Source organism: Pirellulales bacterium, from assembly GCA_035499655.1.
Lineage (GTDB): Bacteria > Planctomycetota > Planctomycetia > Pirellulales > JADZDJ01 > DATJYL01.
Window position 1 is genome coordinate 1 of sequence record DATJYL010000115.1, and the last position, 22,255, is coordinate 22,255.

A 22,255-nucleotide genomic window follows, 5' to 3' on the forward strand; every position below is an offset into this window, starting at 1 on the left:
GTGATGGGCACCAAGTTGCGCAACACGCGTAGCTTTTCGGTGCGTACATTCACTCCTTTCAGACCACCGGGGGCATCCATGGCCGCATAAGCCAATAATTGCAAAACATGATTTTGCATCACATCGCGAATGGCCCCGGCCGTGTCGTAGTAGCTGCCGCGGTGGCCCTCCATCCCGACTGTTTCGGCCACAGTTATTTGCACATGGTCGACAAATTCGCAATTCAACAGCGGCTCGAAGATGGCGTTGGCAAACCGAAACGCCATCATGTTGAGCACCGTTTCCTTGCCCAAATAATGATCGATCCGATAAATTTGATCTTCCTGCAAGAAGCGGTGAATATCGGCATCCAATGCGCGGGCACTGGCTAAATCGCGGCCAAACGGTTTTTCAATGACCACTCGATACCAGGGGGTGCCCGGACTGTAGCGATGAATGAGTCCTTGCGCAGAAAGCTGGTCGATTACCGAGGCAAAAAATGTCGGCGACACCGCCAAATAAAAAATCCGATTGCCGGGCATGTGTTGCTGGCTTTCGATGCCGGTAATACGCTTTCCCAAGCTGGCGTAACTTGCAGTATTGGCAAAATCGACCGATTGATACGAAAGCAGCGCGGCAAACTGCTTCCATTCATCGTCGCTGGCCGGCTTTAAGCGGCCGTGATCTTGCACAGCTTTGCGGGCCAAATCGCGGAACTGGTCGTCGCTATATTTTTCGATCGCTACGCCGACAATGGCCATTGGATCGGGCAGAAACTTTCCCTGCCACAACGCAAACAGGGCGGGCAGTATTTTGCGTCCGGATAGATCGCCCGTGGCTCCAAACAGCACTAGGACCGCAGGCTCCTGCGCCGCGGCGGAAGCCACGATTTGTGGAGCAATTTTTGCAGCCGGACCATGAGCACGAATAATTTGAGCGCTTGGCATGAGGATGAAAGGAGGCTTAAGTGAGTGGTGAAAGCATGAATTCAATTCAGTGTTCTATTGGCTTGGGTGTCAGTAATTTTGCCGCTGGCTCATCGAGGAGCCAAGTTAGTTTTCCAGGGATGGGTTGCACGCCGCAGGCAGGATGTTTGTGAACGTCTGGCGGACCCTCTAAAACCTCCTGCACAATCGAAGCTTTTCCCGCGCCTGATACAAGAAACATCACCTGCTGGGCCGCGTTGATCACAGGAAATGTGAAAGTTACCCGATCTACCGGCGGCGGCAAGACTCCGGGTGGGCTGTGTGTCACCCAAGCCTGCTTTTCATCAAGCGTCGGCTTACCTGGAAATAGCGAGGCAGTGTGGCCATCGTCGCCCAAGCCTAGCAAAATCAAATCGAATTGCGGGACTCCATCGGCTGATCGGCTGGAACTGCCGTTAAAGAACTTTCGCAGCGTCGACTCGTAGGCCGAGGCAGTTTGTGCCGGACTTCCGAAGCCTGTCGGAAGGGAGAGAACGTGGGTTGCTTCGATCTGCGCGGGTTTCAGCAGCGATTCCGCCGCTAAGTGGTAGTTACTGCGTGGATCGTCGTGCGGCACACAGCGTTCGTCTCCGAAAAACAACCACGTGTGCGTCCAATCAATCTGTTGGCGGCGCGGATTTTGCGCCAGCAACCGATAAGTCCGCTCCGGGGTTGATCCGCCAGACAAGACCAGCGTAAAACGGCCCCGCTGGGCAATAGCTGTATGCGCGGCGGCCACAATTCGATCCGCGGCATCTGCCGCCAACGCTGCGGCATCGCTGCAAATGACGATTTCCACTCGGCCGGCTGCAACACTCATCCTTGCTTCTCCGTGCAAAGACTGGAGCGGATTAAATCGGAACCGAAGGGCGCTTTACCAAACCGCCTCTCTTTGTATACATTGAGCGGCGATAAGTCTATGAGTCGGCGATGAACTGCGCCGGCTCGCCGTCATGGATGCCAACGACGAAACCCGCCGTCGTCAGGGGGCCCAAGATGCCCAATTACTTGCTGCTCGCCGCCACAGCGGAAAACGTCCTGCAAGACGTTTCCACGCTGCACCCCGTTTCGCCCCCCGCAGACTCGATTCGTTACTTATTTTATTTTGTGACCGCGGTGGGGGCAGGCATTCTAGCCGTGGTGTGGGGCGTGCTGCTTTACTCGCTGGTTAAATTTCGGCGAAAGCGCAGCATTGGCTGGCGCGGCGGCGACGAGCAGCAGCCCGCTTATCCTGGAGTCGTCACCGCCGAGCCACCGCAAGTCTATGGGAGCATGCCCATCGAAATCGCTTGGACGGTGGCTCCAGGCATTATTGTGCTGATGTTGTCCCTAGTGATTGTGCGAACCGAATTGGAAGTGCGCATTAAGCAACCGAGCCCATTGCAAGGCTCGAACGCGCTGACCGCCACGGTGATTGGCCATCAATGGTGGTGGGAATACATCATCGAGCAGAATGGCGGCCAGAACGTCAATCCTGTTGTTACGGCCAACGAACTGCACGTGCCCGTCAGCGGCGAGGGAACCGAGGGAGCGCCGACTCGTCCCGTTTATCTCACCCTGAAATCGGCCGATGTCTGCCACAGCTTTTGGGTTCCGCGCCTGGCCGGCAAAACCGATTTAATACCCGGCCGAGTGAATCAGATGTGGTTCCAAACCACGCAGCCAGGATTGTATGTCGGCCAATGCGCCGAATACTGCGGAGCACAGCACGCCAACATGCTGCTGCGGGTCTATATCGACACCCCGGAGAACTTCGCCGCCTGGCTGGCGAATGAGCAAAAGCCGGCGGTGAGCGATCCGGCAGTTCGCGCAGGACAACAAGTTTTTTTGGCGCAATCGTGCGTCAATTGCCATACCATTCGGGGCACCACGGCCAAGGGCAAATTCGGCCCAGACTTAACCCACCTGGCGTCGCGCGCTACATTCGCAGGCGGAATGCTGGGATTGAACCAGGAGAATTTGGAAAAATGGATTATCGATCCGCAAAAAATGAAGCCTGAATGTTTAATGCCAGCCTTTGGACTAAGCGTCCGCAACGTGGGGTTGATTACCGATTATTTGATGACGCTGAAGTAATTCCCATGCCTTACTGTCACCTCCACGACTCGCTCACGAACACTTCTCAGTATTAGCCACCTCACATGGCCACCGTCACACAACCCGCCGCGCTGGAACGTCCGTTTTGGACAGCTCGATTGCACGAGTGGGCCGTGACCGTCGACCACAAGCGCATTGGCATTATGTACGTGGTGATGGCGGTTGTGTTTTTAGTGATCGCCGGCTTGGAGGCGGAAGCGATTCGCTGGCAGTTGTTCGTGCCGGAAAACACTTTTTTGGGACCCGATCGGTTCAATCAGTTTTTCACCATGCACGGCACCACGATGGTGTTTTTTGTGGGGATGCCCATTTTGATTGGCATTGCCAATTACATTGTGCCGCTGCAGATTGGCGCCCGCGACATGGCGTTTCCGCGATTGAATGCTTTCGGGTTTTGGGTCACCCTGTTCGGCGGACTGCTGGCATATTTCAGCTTTTTCATTCCCGGCGGGCCGCCGGCCATCGGCTGGTTTGCTTATGCGCCGCTGACGGAGCGGGCGTTCAATCGCGGGGCAGGCGTTGATTTTTGGACGCTGGGACTTTTGGTGAGCGGCATCGGCACCATTGCGGCCGGCGTGAATTTTGTGGCCACGATTCTCACCCTGCGCTGCCCCGGAATGACCCTGACAAAAATGCCGTTTTTCACCTGGACCATGTTGTGGACCAGCGTGCAGATATTGCTGGCGATTCCGCCGTTGACTGCGGCGCTGGTGATGGTGGAATTCGATCGCGCGCTGGGAGCGAAATTCTTTAATCCTCAAAACGATGGCTCCGCCTATATGTGGCAGCACTTGTTTTGGTTTTTTGGGCACCCGGAGGTTTACATTCTGATTTTGCCGGCGTTCGGCATGATTTCCGAAGTGATTCCCGTATTTTCGCGGAAAGTGCTGTTTGGTTACGAGTTCATGGCCGCCGCCACCATGGCGATTGTGTTCATTAGCATGGGCGTGTGGGCCCATCACATGTTTTGCGTCGGCATGAACCGCACGCTGGATATGTATTTTGCGGCGGCGAGTTTGCTGGTATCCATTCCCACGGGCATCAAGTTTTTCAACTGGCTGGCGACGATGTACGGTGGGCGAATTTCGCTGGCCTCGCCCATGCTGTTCGCCTGCGGATTTTTGTCGATGTTTGTGCTGGGAGGCCTGACGGGCATTATGCTGGCGTGCGCGCCGTTTGATTTCCAGGTGTCGGACACGTATTTCGTGGTGGGTCATTTTCACTGGGTGTTGATCGGCGGCACGTTGTTCGGCGTGTTTGCGGGCATTCACTATTGGTTTCCAAAAGTCACCGGCCGAATGCTTTCGGAACGCTTGGCCAAGTGGCAGTTTTGGCTGCTGTTGATCGGCTTTATTCTCACTTTCGGCCCGATGCACATTTCGGGTTTATTGGGGATGCCGCGGCGAATTTACACGTATTTGCCAGACCGGCGGTGGCAAATTTGGAATCAACTGAGCACGATTGGCGCACTGGTTCAAGTGCCTAGCTATTTGCTGTTTGTGATCAACATCTTTTGGTCCTTGAAGTACGGCCAGCCGGCCGGCGACGATCCGTGGGACGCCTGGACGTTGGAATGGGCCACACCTTCGCCGCCGCCGACGTACAACTTTGAGGCCGTGCCGACGATTCGCAGCCGCCGTCCGCTATGGGACGCCAAACACCCCGACGACCCGGACTGGAAATACGAATGATGAGCGATTCCACCATGGCCGGTTCTACAATCATTGGCGCGGCCAACGGGCTGCCCGCCGAATTAACGTCACCTGCCTCGGACTGGTGGCGCTCGCACGCCAAAGTCGGCATGTTGGCGTTTTTACTTTCCGAGGTAGCGTTTTTCAGCACGCTGATCACGACCTACGTTGTGTTTTTGCGGCAGACGAAAGCCGGCAATCCTAGCCCGGCGGAAGTGTTTCATTTACCGCTGGTGTTGACCGGCACAGCGTGCTTGCTGTCCAGCAGCATCACCATTCATTTGGCCGAGAAAGCCATGCGGACCGGCAAGCGCGCAGGCTTTCTCGGCTGGTGGGGCTTAACCATCGTGCTGGGCGCCACATTCCTGGCTTGCACCGGCAAAGAGTGGCACGAGTTGATTTGCACCTACGGGCTGACGATCAGCCGGAATTTGTTCGGCAGCACCTATTTCACGCTGGTGGGCTTTCATGCGCTGCACGTGACCGTGGGCCTCGTTTTATTATCGACCATTTTCCTGTTGGCGTGGCGGCGAGCGCTCTCCGAGCAAGACCACACCGCAGCGGAAGTGATTTCCTGGTATTGGCATTTTGTCGACGGGGTGTGGATCGTGGTGTTCACATTGGTGTATTTGATCGGGCGGTAAAACGGTTTAGCCGCGAAGCGGCGCAATATATTTCGATGGCACAACCGCACAATTCAAATCCGAAACTAGCGAGTCGCGAACCGACGCGCACGGTCGAGATGCCGCGGCCGACGGTGTGGCCTGTTGTCCTCGGATTGGGCATTGTTTTGGCCGCGCTCGGAGTAGCTACGAGTTTGTTTTTTTGCATCGTGGGAGCAACTTTGTTGGTGATCGGGCTGGTCGGTTGGGTTGCTCAATTGATGCCGGGCCGCGGACATGAGCATGAACCGCTGGCTGCGGCAGAAGAGCGCGTCACCATGGTCATTCCGCGTCCTGGAACCGTGGAACAGCTCAAGCCGGGAGTCACGGGTTACCGTTTTCAAGTTCCGGAAAAAGTGCATCCGGTTTCGGCGGGCATGAAAGGCGGCATCGTCGGCGGTTTGCTCATGCCTATTCCCGCGCTAGTGTGGGCAGTGGCTAGCGGTCACAGCATTTGGTATCCAGTGAATTTATTGGCCGGTTTGGTGTTGCCGGGCTTGCCCGATATGTCTGGTGAGCAACTGCAGCACAATCTTGAGATATTTCACCCCGGAGGAGTTTTGTGCGCCATCATCATGCACGTGATGATGTCGATTGGCTTTGGCCTGATCGGCGGCGTGTTGTTGCCGATGTTGCCGTCAATTCGAGGGGCTCCGTTATTATTTGGGGGATTGATTTTGCCGCTTTTGTGGAGCGGGGCGAATCACAGCCTGATGGGTTTGGTCAATCCGCTGCTCAACGAATACATCAACTGGCCCTGGTATGTCGTTTCGCAATTGGTATACGGCATCGCAACTTCGATTGTAATTATCCGGAGCGAAAAAATTGCCATCGCACCGCGCGGATCCGGCCGTGATGCAGGCGGCCCATTTATTCCGCCCGGCTGGCTGGGTTGCCTGCTGATGTTTTGCGTGCTGTTTTCCGGCTGCAGCGATGCCTTGCCCGGCAAGCCGGCTCTCGCCGACGCCTACGTCATGCCGCAGGACATCAAAAACTTTTCGGGGCCAACGGGATTGTATGCGCAGCGCTGTGCCGGCTGTCACGGGGCCGACGGAACGCTGGGACCGGGACCGCCGCTAAACGATCCGCTGTTTTTGGCGTTGGTGAGCGACGACGAACTTCGCAGCGTCATTGCCGAAGGCCGCCGCGGCACGCTAATGCCGGCCTGGGCGCAATCGTCGGGCGGACCGCTCACCGCCGACCAAGTGATGGTATTGGTGAAAGGGATCAGAGCGTGGCAAACGCCGGCAAATACCCACGTGCAAAGAGTTTATCCCAGCGCGCCGCCGCTGGCAGCGCCGACCGCGAAAGGCATGGGAAACTTCAGTGCGGGCGAAAAAGTGTACGCCGCGGCCTGCGCCGATTGTCACGGCGAGCACGGCGAAGGAACAGAGGATACGGCAGGTCCCCTGAACGATCCAGCATTTTTGGCGCTGTGCAGCGATCAGGAATTGCGCCGCTACATCATCACGGGCCGGCCAGATTTGGGCATGCCCGATTTCGCATCGGCCTCTGGTCGCGGCGAAAAATTCTATCCTCTCACGGCCGATCAAGTGAACGATTTAATGGCGCTCTTGAAGCAGTGGCGCGAAATAGCGACGACGGAATAAATCCCGCGACAAGCAAACACAACCTCAATTCATTGACTATGACGAAACAGAATTCGAATCAACGCAATACGGAATTTCCGCCGCGGCGGACTTTTTTGAAACTATTGACCGCGCTATTGGGGACCGTTGCCACGGCGATGGTCGCCATTCCAGGCGTGGGATATTTGGCGGCGGCGGTGGCGCGGCGAAAAGATCAACCCTGGGTTTCGTTAGGACCAGTTAGCACTTTTCCCAAAGGAGAAACGCGGCTGAAAGTCATTACGCCCAGCGAAAACCCACTGGCTCAACCCTGGGACGGCGTTACCGCTCAAACCGGCGTGTACGTGCGGTATCTGGGGCGTGACGAAAACTTTCAAGATCAATTTAACGTGTTCGCCATTAACTGCACGCACCTGGGTTGCCCGGTCGAATGGTTTCCCCAATCGGGGCTGTTCATGTGCCCCTGCCACGGCGGTGTGTATTACGAAAACGGCGATCGAGCCAGCGGTCCGCCTCCGCGCGGACTGTATCACTGTGTGTGGCAAGTGAAGCAAAGCCAAGGCGAAGCGGAACCGCAATTGTTCATTCAAGCTCCGTTTTTGCCGACGCTTCAGCACACGCTGACAGATAAAGGATGAAGGCGGCGTGATCAAGCGCATGTACCACTGGTTCGACTCTCGCCTGGGCATCAGCGACACGTTCATGCCCATGCTAAGGCATCCGGTGCCGAGCGAGCTGGCCGGACCGTTGGGTTGGTGGTATGTGTTTGGAAGCGCATCGCTGACACTGTTTCTCATTCAAATTCTCACTGGCATTGGTTTGGCTCTCACGTATGTGCCCAGCGCCGGCCAGGCGTATGAAAGTTTGCTGTATTTGAATTATCAGCAACCGTGGGGATGGTTTTTGCGTTCGCTGCACTATTGGTCAGGCTCGGCCATGGTGGTGATGGCACTGGTCCACATGACGCAAGTATTTTTGCACGCAGCTTACAAATATCCCCGCGAATTGACTTGGGTGATCGGCGTCGGACTGTTGCTGTGCACCCTGGGCATGGCGTTTACCGGACAAGTGTTGCGGTGGGACCCCGACGCCTATTGGGGCGTGGGCGTGGGTGCTGCCATGGCGGGTCGGGTGCCCGGCGCTGGGCCAACCATTGTCGATTTGCTGCTGGGTGGGCCGATCATCGGGGCCGACACGCTTAGCCGTTTTTTCGCACTGCACGTGTTTGTCATTCCGGCGATTCTCATGGCGCTCCTGGCCGTGCATTTATGGCTGGTGCTGAAAAAAGGAATCAGCGTGCCGCCGAAACCGGGCGAACTGGTCGACCCCGCCACCTACGATGCAGCGTATGAGGAAGAACTTCGCCGGGGCGAGCCATTTTTAGGCGAGGCTATGCTCAAAGACGTCGTCTTTTCGGCACTGGTCGTGATTGTAGTCGTCGCCCTTGCAGCGCTAGCGGGTCCGAAAGGGCCTAGCGCGCCCCCTGATCCCACACTTAGCGGCGCGAACCCTCGACCCGATTGGCCATTTCTGTGGCTGTTTGGATTACTTTCGCTTAGCCCGCCCGCTGCGGAAACCGCCATCATCCTGATCATGCCCGTCGCGCTTATTGTTGGATTATTGGCCGTTCCGTTTATATCGAACCGTGGCGAACGGGCTCCTTCGCGCCGACCAATGGCGGTATTGCTGGTGGTCGTCATTTATGCAGTGCTAGGGGTGTTCACCTACTTGGGCCAGCAGTCGCCGTGGTCCCCACGTATGTTAGCGTGGAGCGCCGATGCCGTGCCGGTAAATCTTGTAAAGAAGATGGATCAACCACTGTCCCCTCTTGAATTGCAAGGAGCTGTCGTATTTCAAAACAAGCAATGCCGCAATTGTCACGCGCTGGAAGGCATCGGCGGAACGCGCGGCCCAGATTTAACAACTGTGGGGACGCGGCTGACTCGTGACCAACTAATCGACCAAGTCAGCAACGGCACGCCTGGCGGCGGCAACATGCCGGCCTACGGCAAGCAAATGAGTCCAGCCGAAATGACCGCGGTTGTTGATTTTTTGGTTAGCCTGCGCCCGGCGGGCACAAAGGCGGCTCGAACACCGTCGGATCCATCTCGGGAGAAGAGCCAAGGATCGGGAAAGTAATCGTGCGTCATGTTCACGACCTTCGATGCCGTGTTTTCATCTTGGCCGGCGCAGCCGTGGCTGGCTGCAATGTTGCTTTTGACCGCGGCCGTTTTTGGACGCGGTTGGTCGAGACTACGGCGGCGTGATTTGTTCCGCTGGCCCGTTGGACGCCTGGCCGCATTTATCGGTGGGCTGGGCATTCTGTACGTGGCATTGGCATCGCCGATTGAAGCGTTCGCGCCATTGCTTCTGCAAGTGCACATGTTCCAGCATTTGCTGTTGATGATGGTGGTTCCCCCGCTGATTTGGCTCGGCGCACCATTTCTGCCGCTGTTGCGTGGTCTGCCTACTGAAATCCGCCGGTATTGGATTACGCCGCTGTTGCACTGGCGGCAATTGCGTCGGGTGGCGACGGTTGTTACGCATCCGGTGACGGCGCTGTTGATTTTTGTCGCGGCCACATGGCTGTGGCATTTGCCCGGCCCGTATGAGACCGCGCTCGCCAGCGATGGGTGGCACAAAGTGCAGCATGCGTGTTTTCTGCTGGCCGGGTTGATTTTTTGGTATCCCGTCGTGCGACCATTTCCGGCGCGGCCAAGTTGGTCGCCGTGGTGGTTGGCGCCATACTTAATTCTTGCCGACGTGCAAAACACGCTGCTGTCGGCGTGGCTGACGTTTTCCGATCACCCCTTGTATCCACATTACACTCAAATGCCGCGGCTGGACGGAATTTCGGCTTTGGACGATCAAGCTGCGGCCGGCGTGATCATGTGGGTGCCGGGCTCCTTGGTATTTTTAGCGCCGCTGCTTTGGATTGGCGTAGGGCTAATGCAAAGTCGGAGCGCGAAGCGGATTGCGCAGAAAAATCGAATATCCAAAACGTCTCGGACTCCGCACTCCAAAATTCGAACTCCGCACTTTGATCTGCTTCAAGTCCGTTTTATCGGTGCAATCGTTCGCTGGCGCTGGACGCGGCGGCTGGTGCAGTTGGCCGTACTACTGGTGGTTCTGGCGGTCATTGTCGATGGTTTTTATGGGCCGCAAGTGGGAGCGATGAATTTGGCCGGCGTGTTGCCGTGGATTCACTGGCGGGGATTACTCATCATTGGGCTGCTTGTCGCCGGCAACGTGTTTTGCTACGGCTGTCCGTTTTTGCTGCCGCGCACCGTGGCTCGGTGGCTGTTTCACCGGCTTGGACGTAGGTCGTGGCCCGCAGCCTTACGAACCAAATGGCTGGCGGTGGCGCTGGTGGCGATGTTCTTGTGGGCGTACGAAGCGTTTTCGCTATGGAACAGTCCGTGGCTGACTGCCTGGATTGCCATCGCTTACTTCGCCGGGGCCCTCGTGATCGATTCCATTTTTCGAGACGCGGCGTTTTGCAAATATGTGTGTCCAATCGGACAGTTTAATTTTGTGCAATCGCTCGTTTCGCCGTGGGAGGTGCGGGTGCGGCAACCAGCGGTTTGCACTGCGTGCCGCACACATGATTGCATTCAGGGAAGCAACACCGCCCGTGGTTGCGAGTTGCAACTGTTTCAACCGCGAAAAGTAGGCAACCTCGACTGTACGTTCTGCTTAGATTGCGTGCAGGCCTGTCCCCAGGACAATGTGGGTATCATTGCCGTTTCTCCCACGACAAGTTTGTGGCGCGATGGACCCCGCTCTGGCATCGGACGGTTGAACCGGCGGGTTGATTACGCGGCATTGGCCGTGGTATTGGTGTTTGGGGCGTTTGCCAACGCAGCGGGAATGGTGGGGCCAGTGGTCGATTGGCAACAAAACATCAGCGACGCTTGGGGAGCTTCGTCAACGCTTTTCGCCACGACGCTGCTTTACGTGCTGTGGCTGGTTGTGCTGCCGGCGATTTGCATAGGGCTGGCAGCGATAATAAGCCGTGGACTTGGGTTGCCCACGCGAACTTTGCGGGACATTAGTTGCCGTTTCGCCTGGACGCTGGCGCCGTTGGGATTTGCCATGTGGGCGGCGCATTACAGCTTTCACTTTTTTACCAGCTACGACGCTATTGTGCCGGTCACGCAGCAATTTGTCGCCAGACTTGGAATCGCTTCCTTCGGACCGCCCAACTGGGTTTGTTCCTGTTGCCGACCCGCTCCCGACTGGCTGCTGAAGGCGGAATTATTGATGCTTGACGTAGGCTTGCTGACTTCTGTATATGCAGTGTGGCGCGTAAGCCGGGCCCTTGTCGTTTTGCCAAACAACAGCAATAAAGCCGCCCAGTGGCAAATATTGAAAACCGCAGCACCCTGGATTTTGCTGCTTGTGGCATTGTTCGCGCTGGGCGTGTGGATATTACTTCAACCGATGCAGATGCGCGGCATGCTGCCGGGAGGATGAAATTGCGGATCATCCGAATACTTTCACCATTAGCATTATTGATCGCGATTCAGCCTGCTTTGTTGTGGGCCGATGGCGGCACGTTGCGGCTGTCTCAGCGATCCGGGAATTATCAAGTGAGCGTGTTTACTTCGCCTGCGGTGTTGCGTTGCGGGCCAATCGACATCAGCGTGCTGGTGCAAGATGCCGCCACCGGAAAAGTGCGAGACGATGTGCCGTTAACCGTCCGGATGGTTCCAAGCGACAACGCAAAGCGCGATCGATCAACCGGGGTTCTCGAACAGCCGGCTTCCACAACCGTGGCGACCAACAAATTGTTTCAGGCCGCTGTGTTCGAGGTTTCACAACCAGGGATGTGGCAAGGACGCGTCTCGCTTAGCACCAGATCAAACGCCACCGACCGGATGGAACTTGGCGAAAAGCCACTGGTGTTCGATCTGGATATTTCACCGCCGTTGCCTGCGTGGCTGGAATTAGCGCCTTGGATTGGCTGGCCATTCGCGGCAATGGCTTTGTTTCTGGTTCATCAGCGACTTGCATCCCGCACGCGGCGGTAGGAAAATCATGCCTGGGGTTCTTTGGTGATATGGTCTGGGGGAACGGAAACAATGACCGCTTTTCAAGCACGCGAAATCGGAAGATGTTTATTCTGGTCTCGTCAAACGCTGCTGGAACTGCTGATGGCCGGAATGGTGCTGACGCTTGCCGCCCGGACCTCGTTCGCTCAAGCACCTGATTCAGGTCAAACGCCTCCGGCAACAACCACGGGGTCTGCAAAAGAGACGGCTCCCACTACCCCCTCTACAACAACCCCATCGTCGGCCGCACAACGGCAACCACGGGCTCCCTTCTTCCAACGTGGGCCAGTCCAATATCTGAATCGCTCGGCGGAATGGTTCGCCAGCGACGATGCCAAGAAAATTGCCGCCAACATTTTGACATATCAGGCAGATTTGGGGGGCTGGCCGAAGAACATCGATACCACGGCTAAACCCTACACCGGCGATCGTGAAAAGCTAGACCCTACCTTCGATAACTCGGCTACAACCGACGAATTGCGCTACCTGGCGCACATGTATCAAGCCACGCACGACGAGCAATATCGGGCCGCGATATTGAAAGGCATCGATTACATTTTGAAGGCCCAGTATCCCAACGGCGGATGGCCGCAATTCTATCCGCCGCATAACCACACGCCGTATCAGCGTTACATTACCTTCAACGACGATGCGATGGTGCGGTTAATGGAGTTCCTGCGTGAAGTTTACAGCAATGAACTTTTCGACTTTGTCGATGCCGACCGCCGGCAGGCGGCTCACACGGCGTTCAATAAGGGAATCGATTGCATTTTGAAGTGCCAAATCAAGGTCGACGGTAAGCTGACCGTTTGGTGCGCCCAGCACGACGAAGTCGATTTCAGCCCGCGGCCTGCCCGGAGTTACGAATTGGTTAGCCTCAGTGGCAGCGAATCAGTAGGCATTGTGCGACTGCTGATGAGCCTGGATCATCCCAGCCCGGAAGTCGTTCAGGCAGTAGACGGAGCAGTGTCATGGTTCGAGCAGGCCAAAATCACTGGGATTCGGGTTGAGCGCAGGCCCGATGCGAAAAGTCCCAAGGGCACCAACAAGGTTGTGGTGGAAGACCCTAACGCACCGCCCATTTGGGCGCGATTTTACGAAATCGGCACGAATCGGCCCATTTTCAGCGATCGCGACGGTGTGGCCAAGCACGATTTATCGGAAATCGGCTATGAACGCCGTAACGGTTACAACTGGCTGGATTATTGGCCGGCGGCACTGCTGAAAAAGGAGTATCCCGTTTGGAAGACAAAGTTGGCGCAAGATTCCAGCTCCGCCACAAAGTGAAAGGCTGCCAGGAGTTGTTGCCACAGCGACCATGCCGCAGCGCTTGACGGAACGAAGCCGGCCAAGTAGTTTGAAGTTAGTGCATTTCTCGCGGAATGCGGCGGTAGTCCATAGCTACCCGTTGCCAACCGGCTTCGAGAGCGGCCGCTGGGGCGCTGCACTTTCGTCCGAAACGGTTTGGATTCTTTCGGCTGGTTCTGGACCGCGGTCATTACGGAACATTGTTCAAGGCGTTTCTTTTCGGGCTAGGCGTGAGTATGGTTGTTGCGCTTAGTCCGCGTGCTTAGGGAGCTGCGCGCATGCTAACCGAATTGTTTTTGCGAATTGCGTTTATCGGGGCCGAATGGGTGCTGTGGCTGTTATTATTGCTGAGTTTTATCAGCGTGGGCATTATCGTCGATCGGTTGCTGTTCTTTCGCAGCAACTTGGAAGAGGATGAACAGCTCAACAATCAATTGCCCGAGTTTCTGCGAGCGGGCGACATCAAAGGCGCGTGGGAATTAGCCTCGGCTTCTGATTCCGTGGCCGGCAAAGTGCTGACCGCGGGATTGCAAACCATGCGGCGTGGGTCGGACGCTTGCAGCGAGGCGATGCAAAGCGCCAAGGCGAGATTTAAAGGATTGCTGGATGCTCGCCTTTCCGTGTTGGGCACCATTGGCGCCAACGCGCCGTTTATCGGATTGATGGGCACCGTGCTGGGTGTCATCAAAGCTTCGAATGATTTGTCGGCCAAAGACCCGGATAAAATTATGTTCGGCGTGTTTCAAGCGCTCATCGCCACCGCCGTAGGGTTGTTTGTGGCTATCCCCGCTGTGGTGGCTTATAACTTTTTCCAACGTAAAGTGCGCACGGCGATGGCACAAATCGATTCGTTGGCGCACTTAGTGCTGGCCAATGTGCATGCCGCGGAACATCGGGGTACGGCCAATCAAGTTCCGCAGTCGGCCAAAGCAATTTAGTGCTGCGCAGGAGCGAAAAATCAGTTTGCTTAAAATAAGGCGGCGCCGAGGCGATAAGGTGTATTCATGGCAGCTTCTGTTTCATTCGGCGATGATGAAGGCGGCGGCGCCATAACCGATATCAACGTTACCCCGTTGGTTGACGTGGTGCTGGTGTTGTTGATCGTGTTCATGATCACGGTGCCGGCCATTGTCGGCAGTACGCCGGTCCGCGTCGATTTACCCCAAACCGCCGCGGCCTTCGACCCCTCGGCTGAGCAGCTGCCGCTGAACATTTTCTTGAAGCGCGAGGAAGGCGGAAAAATTGCGCTCTATTGGAACGAGGAACAAGTGACAGAAGAACAATTTCGCTCACGATTGTCAGAGATGCATCCCGGCAAAGACCAGGAAGTTTCCATCTCCGCCGACAAAGACATCGCTTACGACAATGTGGTCCATGTGATGGACATGCTGGCCACGGTGGGCATCCATAAAATATCGTTACCCACCAAGCATGTAGCCAAGTAAAAGGCAAGCGGCAAAGTGGTGATAATGCGTTGTTGCTTTACGTCGACAGTTTTACCCGCCAGCCGAGGGCCAGCGGGCCATGATGGATTCCAATTCCTTACCACCGGACGGAAATAGTGCCAGGCAATACTTGCCCCCGGCGGCAATTTCTGCTCCATCGGCGCCGGTTCCCGCGCACGCCGGCAATTATGGGTTGACTAGCACCGCCGCGCCGGCGACTTCCTCGCACTCCAATTTGGCCAATGTGCCAGTGGGGCACCTCCAACCGTTCCAACCCCACGACGACAGCGGTGAGTGGACCGAAGCCCTGCAAGATGCGCCACCGTGGCTGGGAAGTTTGGTCATCCACATGGTCTTGCTCATCGCGATGGGGCTGATGGTAGTCTCCTTGAAAAGCAAGGAAGTGGTTCCGATTCAAGCCATTTACGGCGACACTCATCAGCCCGGCGACCAATTGTTGGAAGATAATCGCGAGGGTCTCTCGACCGATACACCCGATCCCACGGTCGATAAAACGATGTGGTCGCCCGTGGATTTGCCTCCCGTCTCCGATCCGTTGGCTCTGCCGCCGTTGGCGAGCGAGTTTTCGCCCCACGGCATGTTTTTGGGAACCACCTCCAGACCCGCCGACGCGCCCATCGGTTTGGCGTTCACCGGTCGCGAACGTGGAATGAAGCGGGCATTACTTGGCCGCTATGGCGGCAACGCCACGACTGAGGAAGCCGTGCACCAAGCTTTGGAATGGCTGAAACGGAACCAGCGTCCTAATGGCTTTTGGACGCTGAATGGTCCGTATACCGACGGCGGAGAGGCGGAAAACAAAACCACCTCCACTGCGCTCGCTTTGTTGGCCTTTCAAGGTGCGGGCTACACTCCGACAACGAACGGTGATTACAAGTACGATTACAAACAAGTCGTCAAAAAAGGGTGGGACGCGCTCTTGAAAATGCAAGCCAACGATGGGGAGTTCTTAATCGAGAACTCTCCCTCATATCATCAAATGTACAGCCATGCTCAAGCAACCATAGCCATATGTGAATTGTACGGCATGACGCACGATTCCGTTTATCGCGGTCCGGCGGAGAAAGCAGTCAGATTTTGTGTGAACTCGCAAGATGCGGCCGGCGGCTGGCGCTATAACCCGAATTCGGATTCCGACACATCAGTCACCGGCTGGTTCGTGATGGCCTTGCAAAGCGCCAGGATGGCCGGCCTGGAAGTGCCCAGCAGCACCTTCATGAATATCTCCCGGTATTTGGACAGCGTTCAAGACGAATCGGGCAGCCGATATCACTATCAGATCGGCGGTGCTCTCAACCATGCCATGACCGCGGAAGCCTTGTTGTGCCGCGAATATTTAGGCTGGAAGCAAGACGATCCGCGGTTGGTGGGGGGCGTGGAATTTCTGTCGGACCAGCCCATTACCGATATGGAAATCAACGTTTACTATTGGTATTACGCCACGCAGGTCATGCATCACATCGGCGGGAATTATTGGAAACGGTGGAACGAAGTGATGCGGCAATTTATTCCCGAAACGCAAGTCAAAAAGGGACCGGAAGCAGGCAGTTGGGATCCGGCCGGCGACCGCTGGGGTGGGCAAGGAGGCCGGCTGTACGTCACTTGCCTACGAACTTTCATGCTGGAAGTTTATTACCGCCATCTGCCGATTTACGGCGACATCTACCAGCCCGGAATTGCGGAAGCCAGCGCGCCGCAAACGCAACCGACGCCAGACAAAACAGACACGAAGTCGGATGCTGAGCAGCCGAAAGTTGAACAACCCAAGTCCGAGAATTGAATTCACCCTGGCAAGGGAACTTTTAGTGTTTCGGCCAGTTTCGCCAGGGCCGCCCAGTTGCCATCGTCCAACGGGATGCCAGTCGATTGTCGCACGGCCGCCGTTTTGCGTTCCGGATCGCCGGGAAGCAAAATTTCGTTTACGCCATCCGCTTTGGGGCACCCGCGCACGAATTTCACCAGGTCCAGCACTTCACGGGCGACGTGCTCGGCGCCGCCGACATGCCGCGGATCGACTACGATGGCGAACACACAGTTGCCCAGTTGATTGATCGGCTTTTCACGGATGCATACGCCGCCTGACAGCGCCCCGGCGAAGATTTCCACCATCAGCCCCAAGGCAAATCCTTTATGCGGTTGATCGCCGCCAAACGGCCGGATTGTGCCCGGTGGATCGCCGTATAACGAATTCGGATCGTTGGTCGGCCGGCCTTCGCTATCCAATAACCAACCGTCAGGACAGGGCTGGCCGGCAATTCGCTTGACGCGGACCTTGCCTTCGGCGGTGGCACTGGTGCCGAAATCCATCAGCAGTGTTCCATCCGGATGCGGCACGCCAATGGCAATCGGGTTGGTGCCCAACCGTGGCGCCTTGCCGCCCGGCGGCGCCACCCGCCGCGCAACGCCATGCGTGTTGACCATGACCAGCGAAACCATTCCGGCTTCTGCAGCTTGCTGGCAATATTCGCCCAGCCGACCGATGTGGCCGGTGTGGAACAGCGTACCCAACGCCACGCCGCTTTCGCGGGCCATGCCAATCAACCGTTCTGTGAGGCGACGCGCCTGAGTTTGTCCGAAACCCCAATTTCCGTCGGCCTGCAGTAAGGAGGACAATTGTTTGATGACGGTGAACGGGGCGCCGGGTTTCACTTCGCCTTTGGATACGCCGTCGAGATAGTACGGAATGCGCATCACGCCGTGCGAATCGTGCCCCAGCAGATTTGCCATGACCAGGCTTTTCGCTACGCCTTGGGCTTCGTCCACCGATACGCCGCCGGCTAGCAGAAGTGCCTCTGAGAACTGGGTAAGTTTATCGACAGGGATGTTGACCATGGGTGACTCGTGTCATTGATTTATGGTTTTCTATTTGTCGCCGTATTGCCACTGCCGCAGCGCCTCATAAGCGGCTATGGCCACGCTATTGGATAAATTTAGGCTGCGCACTTGCTCGCGGATGGGGATGCGGAGGGTTCGATCGCGGTGGGCATCCAACAGCGAGCGTGGCAGGCCGTACGCTTCGCCTCCAAAAACCAAGATATCGCCGCGCTCGAACTTCACGTCCGTGTAAATTTGCGTCGCCGTTTTGGTGAACAGCCACGGTTGCCTGCCGGGCAGTTCGACCGCCAAGCGCGTCAGCAGGGCTGACCAATCGTCGACGATTTCCCATTCCAGGTGTTCCCAGTAATCCAGTCCGGCGCGCCGCAGATAATAATCGTCGATACGGAATCCCAAGGGCCGCACCAACCACAATTTAGCTCCCACGGCCACGCAGGTGCGCCCCACGCTGCCGGTGTTATACGGTATTTCCGGTTGATGCAGAACGATATTCAATACGGGCTCATATTTCATATCCCGCGAATACCGCGCCGCCGCAGCCACGTCAAGTGTCCCTTGAACTCCGCGCTCTTGCATTCGCCGATGGCAAGATAGAAACTGGTATGGAAATTCCCCATCTCTTTCTAAGCACCGCCCATGGCCGACGCCCGAATCACCCGCTACACACAGGCCTTGCAATTTGCCGAACGGCAAGTGGCGGGGCTGGTGCAAAAGCATCCCGATTTCTTTCCCATTTATACGGTGCAGGGCAAGTGGCATCACGAGGGTGAATTGTGGACTGATTGGACGGGCGGCTTTTTGGCGGGCATGATGTGGCAATTTCATCGTCGCACCGGCAATCCGGAGTGGCGCCAACGGGCGGAACATTATTCCAAGCTGCTGGAGCAGCGGCAGTTCGATCGCAAAGTGCATGATCTGGGCTTCATTTTCTTGAACACGTATTTGCCGTGGTATCAACTGACGCACGATCCAAAATTGAATGAGGTGCTGATTCAGGCGGGCCGCACGTTGGCGATGCGGTTCATGGAAAAGGGGCAGTATTTGCAATCGTTTGTCGCGCCGGATTCGCTGTTCATCGACATCATGATGAACGTACCGATTATTTTTTATGCCGCCCAGGAAACCAGCGACACCAACCTGTTTCGCATCGCTACGGCCCATTGCCGGACGACGCGAGATACCATTGTCCGGTCCGACGGTTCCACGGCCCACGAAGGGGTGTTCGATTTGCAAACCGGCAAGTTCCTGCGTCAAACCACGCACCAGGGGTTGCGGGCCGACAGCGCCTGGGCCCGCGGCTTGGCGTGGTCGCTGTACGGCTACAGCAAAGTGTTCGCGCTGACCAGCAGCAGCGAGTTTCTGGAAGTGGCGCAGCGGAACGCCGATTACTGGCTGGGGCATTTGCCGGCCGACAAAGTTTCGTTCTGGGATTTCAACGCCGATTTGTCGCAGTCGCCGCCCTGGGGCGCCCAAAAAGAAACTTCCGCCAGCGCGATTGCCGCCAGCGGACTGTTGGATTTGGCCGGGCAAACCAAATCGCGCGAGCGGGCAACCGCTTACCGCGAAACCGCTCTGGCCATGCTCGATGCTTTGTGCCAGCCGCAGTATCTGGCCATCGATACTCCGAGATGGGAAGGCATTTTGAAACATGGGGTATATCACACTAAGAAAAACCTGGGAGTGGACGAATCGGTGATGTGGGGAGAGTTTTTCTTCGTCGAAGCACTAACGAAAGCGGTGCAGGCGAATTCATAGCCCGTGGGAACCTATACGGGCCCAAATTGTGGCTTTCCTTGGGCAAATGCGTTAAAATAATCGCACCCCAACTCCCAAATCACTCTTCTTGCAGGAATCATGGCAATGGAATGGGAAGGCCAGCGAGAAAGTGAGAATGTCGAGGACGAGCGCGGCTCTTCGGGCGGCGGATTGTTCGGCACCAGCATGTTCGGCGGCAGTTTGCCGGGCGGACCGGTCGCGTTTCATGGCGGGCTGGGGTCGATCGTCGTCATCGTGATTTTGTGTGCCGTGTTCCACATCAACCCGCTGCAATTGCTGCAGCAGGCGCCGCAACAAGGTGGTCAGGGTGGTTTTCCTGGAGCGCCTGCTGGCCAGGGCGGCAATCCATTCGGTTTGCAGCAGGGCGGTGGACAAGGAGGCGGCGCTGCGGTCGATCCGGCCCAAGACAAGCTTGTCGATTTCGTGAAAGTGGTGCTGGCCGATACTGAAGACACCTGGACTGCCCAGTTCCAAAAAATGGGCCGCGAGTATCGCAAACCCAAGCTCGTGCTATTTACCGGGCACATCGAATCCGCCTGCGGTTTTTCCAGCGCGGCGGTCGGGCCGTTTTACTGTCCGGAAGATGAAAAGGTTTATCTCGATCTAAGCTTCTTCGACGAACTGCAAAATCGCTTCCACTCGCCGGGCAACTTTGCCCAGGCCTACGTCATTGCCCATGAAGTCGGGCACCACGTGCAGAAACTTTTGGGCATTACCGACAAGGTTGATGCAGCCCGCCGACGCGCCAGCGAAAAGGAGGCCAACGCCTTGTCCGTGCGATTGGAATTGCAGGCCGATTTTCTCGCCGGCGTGTGGGCCCATGACATTCAGCAAACCAAGCACGTGCTTGATCCGGGCGATATCGACAATGCCCTGCGTGCCGCCAGCGCCATTGGCGACGATCGCTTGCAGAAGCAAGCCCAGGGTTACGTCGTGCCCGATTCTTTCACTCACGGCACCAGCGCCCAGCGTGTGAAATGGTTCAAAAAGGGGTTCGACACCGGAGACATCAACCAGGGGGACACGTTCAACACCGATGACCTGTGAGTTGGTCTCAGCACCGCGAAACCTACCCGTTGAGGGATGCTGCCAGCAGCTTTATCAAGTTTTAAGTGCCCGCTAGAAACATGCTGCGCCACTTTCATTTACACATTGTGCCAGCAGTGAGCGCGGCAACGGCTCTTGCTCCATTTCAGACAATTTGATAGTTACCGTGCCCATCCGGGCAAGGCGAGAATTCAAACTTATCAATCGTCTGTCTCTTCTTACGGAATATTCCCGGCGTCCCGGGATGTTTATTCTCCTTCGTGGTTCTGCTTTGCCAACGAGCAAAGATCGGAACAACCTCCTCATTAATCGGAATGTGTCACATGGACCGGACTCGCGGAAAACGGAAGTTTACAATCGAATCTTTAGAAAAACGCTGCATGCTGGACGGCAATGTCACCACCAGCTTCGCCAATGGCATCCTTACGATTACAGGAGACAGCACTTCGAACGCGATTGCCATCACTACGCCTTCCGACGGAGTTCTCAAAATTACCGGATTGATGCAAGGCGGCGAACCCACTTTGATTAACGGAGAGTCTGTCAAGCAAGGGCTGGGCGTCACGAGCATCGTCATCAACTTCAACGACGGCGATACCGGTGTCAATGTGGGAAACGACGTCGTCGTGATCACAAATTTGTCGATAACCGGCTCGATTTCCATCACCACCGGCGATGGCGACGACTTCATCGGCATTGGAAACTTCGACAATTCGTCCGGCGAAGTGGATAGTGCCGTCAATAGCTTGCAGGGAGCGGTCGATGTCGGCAAGGGCTTCACCATCAACATGCAAGGGGGCGAAAATACCCTGTCCGCCCAGGATGTCAGTTCGCAAACGTCCGGTGCAAACATGACGATTACCGGCGGCGACGGCGACGATACTGTCACGTTAAAAAACACTGCGATCATTCACGGCGTCGGTTTCAGCGACATCGGCGATTCGTCGCTCAATTTCAACAACTTGACCACCAAAAACTTGGCGCTGACGCTCGGCATCGGCAACGACAGCGTGACGTTGCAAAACAGCACTGTGTCGGTGTCTGCGAATATCAACACCGGCTATGGAAACGATACCGTCAATCTCCAACAAGACGTTTTGGGGTCGCTTACTTCTTCCCTCGGACCTGGCGACGATCAATTCACCGGCGACAATGTCACGATCAACGGCCCCACGACCATCGACGCCGGCAAGGGCAATGACACGGTCACGCTGAATACAGTTCAGGCAAGAGATTTGACCGTCTTGATGAACATCGGCGACGACCAAATGTCGCTCACCGACGTTACCGCCAAAAACGCGTTGCTCAATGGCGGCGACGGCGCCGATACCCTCACCGTAAGCGGCCTCACTGCCACTACGCTGACCATGAATGGCGGAAACGGAAACGATCAAATGAATTTGTCGGGCATGACCGTGGCCAACGGCGCCAACTTAAATGCCGGCGCGGGTTCCGATACCATGTCGCTGGATGGTCTAAGCGCCTCCAAATTATCCGTCACGCTGGGCGTCGGCGCCGACTCGGTTTCCGTGGAGGACGTTTCCGTCACAGGGAAGGCCGCGTTCTTTGGCGGAGACGGCACCGACACCTACAACAATTTGGGCGGCGATACTTTCGGCACGCTCAGCCAAAAGCTGTTTGAAAACATTACCTAAGAGCAGCCGGTGGCCCGACGCCGTTGACCACTCGAAACATGGGGGCTTCGACGCCGGCGCCGATCCGAAATATCGGCTTGGACGCCAGCCAGCTCGGAACGACTTTTGTTCGGGGCGGCGGGCCAGTGAGC

At 56.5% G+C, this 22,255-nt stretch carries 19 protein-coding genes; 15 read left to right on the forward strand and 4 right to left on the reverse strand.

Features of this window, described 5'->3' with window-relative positions; genetic code table 11:
- Positions 1-926, reverse strand: a 926-nt coding sequence (locus tag VMJ32_08195; protein ID HTQ38994.1) for a glucose-6-phosphate dehydrogenase, incomplete at its 3' end; no start/stop codon positions are given.
- Positions 927-972: 46 nt separating this feature from the next.
- The gene (pgl, locus tag VMJ32_08200; GenBank protein HTQ38995.1) at positions 973-1,764 is read right to left on the reverse strand and encodes a 6-phosphogluconolactonase; all 792 of its coding nucleotides are present in this window, start codon (positions 1,762-1,764) and stop codon (positions 973-975) included.
- A 176-nt stretch (positions 1,765-1,940) separates the two neighbouring features.
- Between pgl and coxB the strand changes: the two genes are divergently transcribed.
- The 12 genes from coxB (at position 1,941) to VMJ32_08260 (ending at position 16,591) form a co-directional block, all read left to right on the forward strand.
- The gene (coxB, locus tag VMJ32_08205; protein ID HTQ38996.1) at positions 1,941-3,020 is read left to right on the forward strand and encodes a cytochrome c oxidase subunit II; all 1,080 of its coding nucleotides are present in this window, start codon (positions 1,941-1,943) and stop codon (positions 3,018-3,020) included.
- 65 nt (positions 3,021-3,085) lie between these two features.
- On the forward strand, positions 3,086-4,732 hold the full coding sequence (gene ctaD, locus VMJ32_08210) for a cytochrome c oxidase subunit I (protein HTQ38997.1): 1,647 nt from the start codon (positions 3,086-3,088) through the stop codon (positions 4,730-4,732).
- A complete protein-coding gene (locus tag VMJ32_08215; GenBank protein HTQ38998.1) occupies positions 4,732-5,376 on the forward strand; it encodes a heme-copper oxidase subunit III in 645 nt (214 codons plus the stop codon). The genes ctaD and VMJ32_08215 overlap by 1 nt, the downstream gene beginning before the upstream one ends.
- 35 nt (positions 5,377-5,411) lie before the next feature.
- Positions 5,412-7,004 (forward strand): c-type cytochrome, encoded by a 1,593-nt coding sequence (locus VMJ32_08220; GenBank protein HTQ38999.1) that lies wholly within the window; start codon positions 5,412-5,414, stop codon positions 7,002-7,004.
- A 38-nt stretch (positions 7,005-7,042) separates the two neighbouring features.
- Positions 7,043-7,621: a Rieske 2Fe-2S domain-containing protein gene (locus tag VMJ32_08225; protein HTQ39000.1), complete on the forward strand. Its 579-nt coding sequence runs from the start codon at positions 7,043-7,045 to the stop codon at positions 7,619-7,621.
- 7 nt (positions 7,622-7,628) lie between these two features.
- Entirely contained in the window at positions 7,629-9,122 is a 1,494-nt protein-coding gene (locus VMJ32_08230; GenBank protein ID HTQ39001.1) for a cytochrome b N-terminal domain-containing protein, read from the forward strand.
- A gap of 9 nt (positions 9,123-9,131) precedes the next feature.
- Positions 9,132-11,459: a cytochrome c oxidase assembly protein gene (locus VMJ32_08235; protein ID HTQ39002.1), complete on the forward strand. Its 2,328-nt coding sequence runs from the start codon at positions 9,132-9,134 to the stop codon at positions 11,457-11,459.
- 38 nt (positions 11,460-11,497) lie between these two features.
- Complete coding sequence (locus VMJ32_08240; GenBank protein HTQ39003.1) at positions 11,498-12,016, forward strand: hypothetical protein; 519 nt, start codon at positions 11,498-11,500, stop codon at positions 12,014-12,016.
- A gap of 51 nt (positions 12,017-12,067) precedes the next feature.
- Positions 12,068-13,324, forward strand: a complete 1,257-nt coding sequence (pelA, locus tag VMJ32_08245; GenBank protein HTQ39004.1) for a pectate lyase — start codon at positions 12,068-12,070, stop codon at positions 13,322-13,324.
- 299 nt (positions 13,325-13,623) lie between these two features.
- The gene (locus VMJ32_08250) at positions 13,624-14,283 is read left to right on the forward strand and encodes a MotA/TolQ/ExbB proton channel family protein (protein ID HTQ39005.1); all 660 of its coding nucleotides are present in this window, start codon (positions 13,624-13,626) and stop codon (positions 14,281-14,283) included.
- 66 nt (positions 14,284-14,349) lie between these two features.
- Positions 14,350-14,790, forward strand: coding sequence for a biopolymer transporter ExbD (locus VMJ32_08255; protein ID HTQ39006.1), 441 nt, complete (start codon positions 14,350-14,352; stop codon positions 14,788-14,790).
- An 82-nt stretch (positions 14,791-14,872) separates the two neighbouring features.
- Entirely contained in the window at positions 14,873-16,591 is a 1,719-nt protein-coding gene (locus tag VMJ32_08260) for a prenyltransferase/squalene oxidase repeat-containing protein (GenBank protein ID HTQ39007.1), read from the forward strand.
- A gap of 2 nt (positions 16,592-16,593) precedes the next feature.
- Here VMJ32_08260 and VMJ32_08265 read toward each other — a convergent pair whose 3' ends face one another.
- Both VMJ32_08265 and VMJ32_08270 read right to left on the reverse strand, forming a co-directional pair.
- Positions 16,594-17,643 carry an Ldh family oxidoreductase gene (locus tag VMJ32_08265; GenBank protein HTQ39008.1) on the reverse strand — a complete coding sequence of 350 codons (1,050 nt, stop codon included), beginning with the start codon at positions 17,641-17,643 and terminating at the stop codon, positions 16,594-16,596.
- 30 nt (positions 17,644-17,673) lie between these two features.
- Positions 17,674-18,159 carry a tRNA (cytidine(34)-2'-O)-methyltransferase gene (locus VMJ32_08270; GenBank protein HTQ39009.1) on the reverse strand — a complete coding sequence of 162 codons (486 nt, stop codon included), beginning with the start codon at positions 18,157-18,159 and terminating at the stop codon, positions 17,674-17,676.
- A gap of 123 nt (positions 18,160-18,282) precedes the next feature.
- Between VMJ32_08270 and VMJ32_08275 the strand changes: the two genes are divergently transcribed.
- The 3 genes from VMJ32_08275 to VMJ32_08285 all read left to right on the forward strand — a co-directional run bounded on the left by VMJ32_08275 (position 18,283) and on the right by VMJ32_08285 (position 22,124).
- Positions 18,283-19,401, forward strand: a complete 1,119-nt coding sequence (locus VMJ32_08275) for a glycoside hydrolase family 88 protein (GenBank protein HTQ39010.1) — start codon at positions 18,283-18,285, stop codon at positions 19,399-19,401.
- A 99-nt stretch (positions 19,402-19,500) separates the two neighbouring features.
- Positions 19,501-20,469, forward strand: a complete 969-nt coding sequence (locus VMJ32_08280) for a neutral zinc metallopeptidase (protein HTQ39011.1) — start codon at positions 19,501-19,503, stop codon at positions 20,467-20,469.
- A gap of 323 nt (positions 20,470-20,792) precedes the next feature.
- Positions 20,793-22,124, forward strand: a complete 1,332-nt coding sequence (locus VMJ32_08285; GenBank protein ID HTQ39012.1) for a hypothetical protein — start codon at positions 20,793-20,795, stop codon at positions 22,122-22,124.
- Positions 22,125-22,255 lie beyond the last annotated feature (131 nt).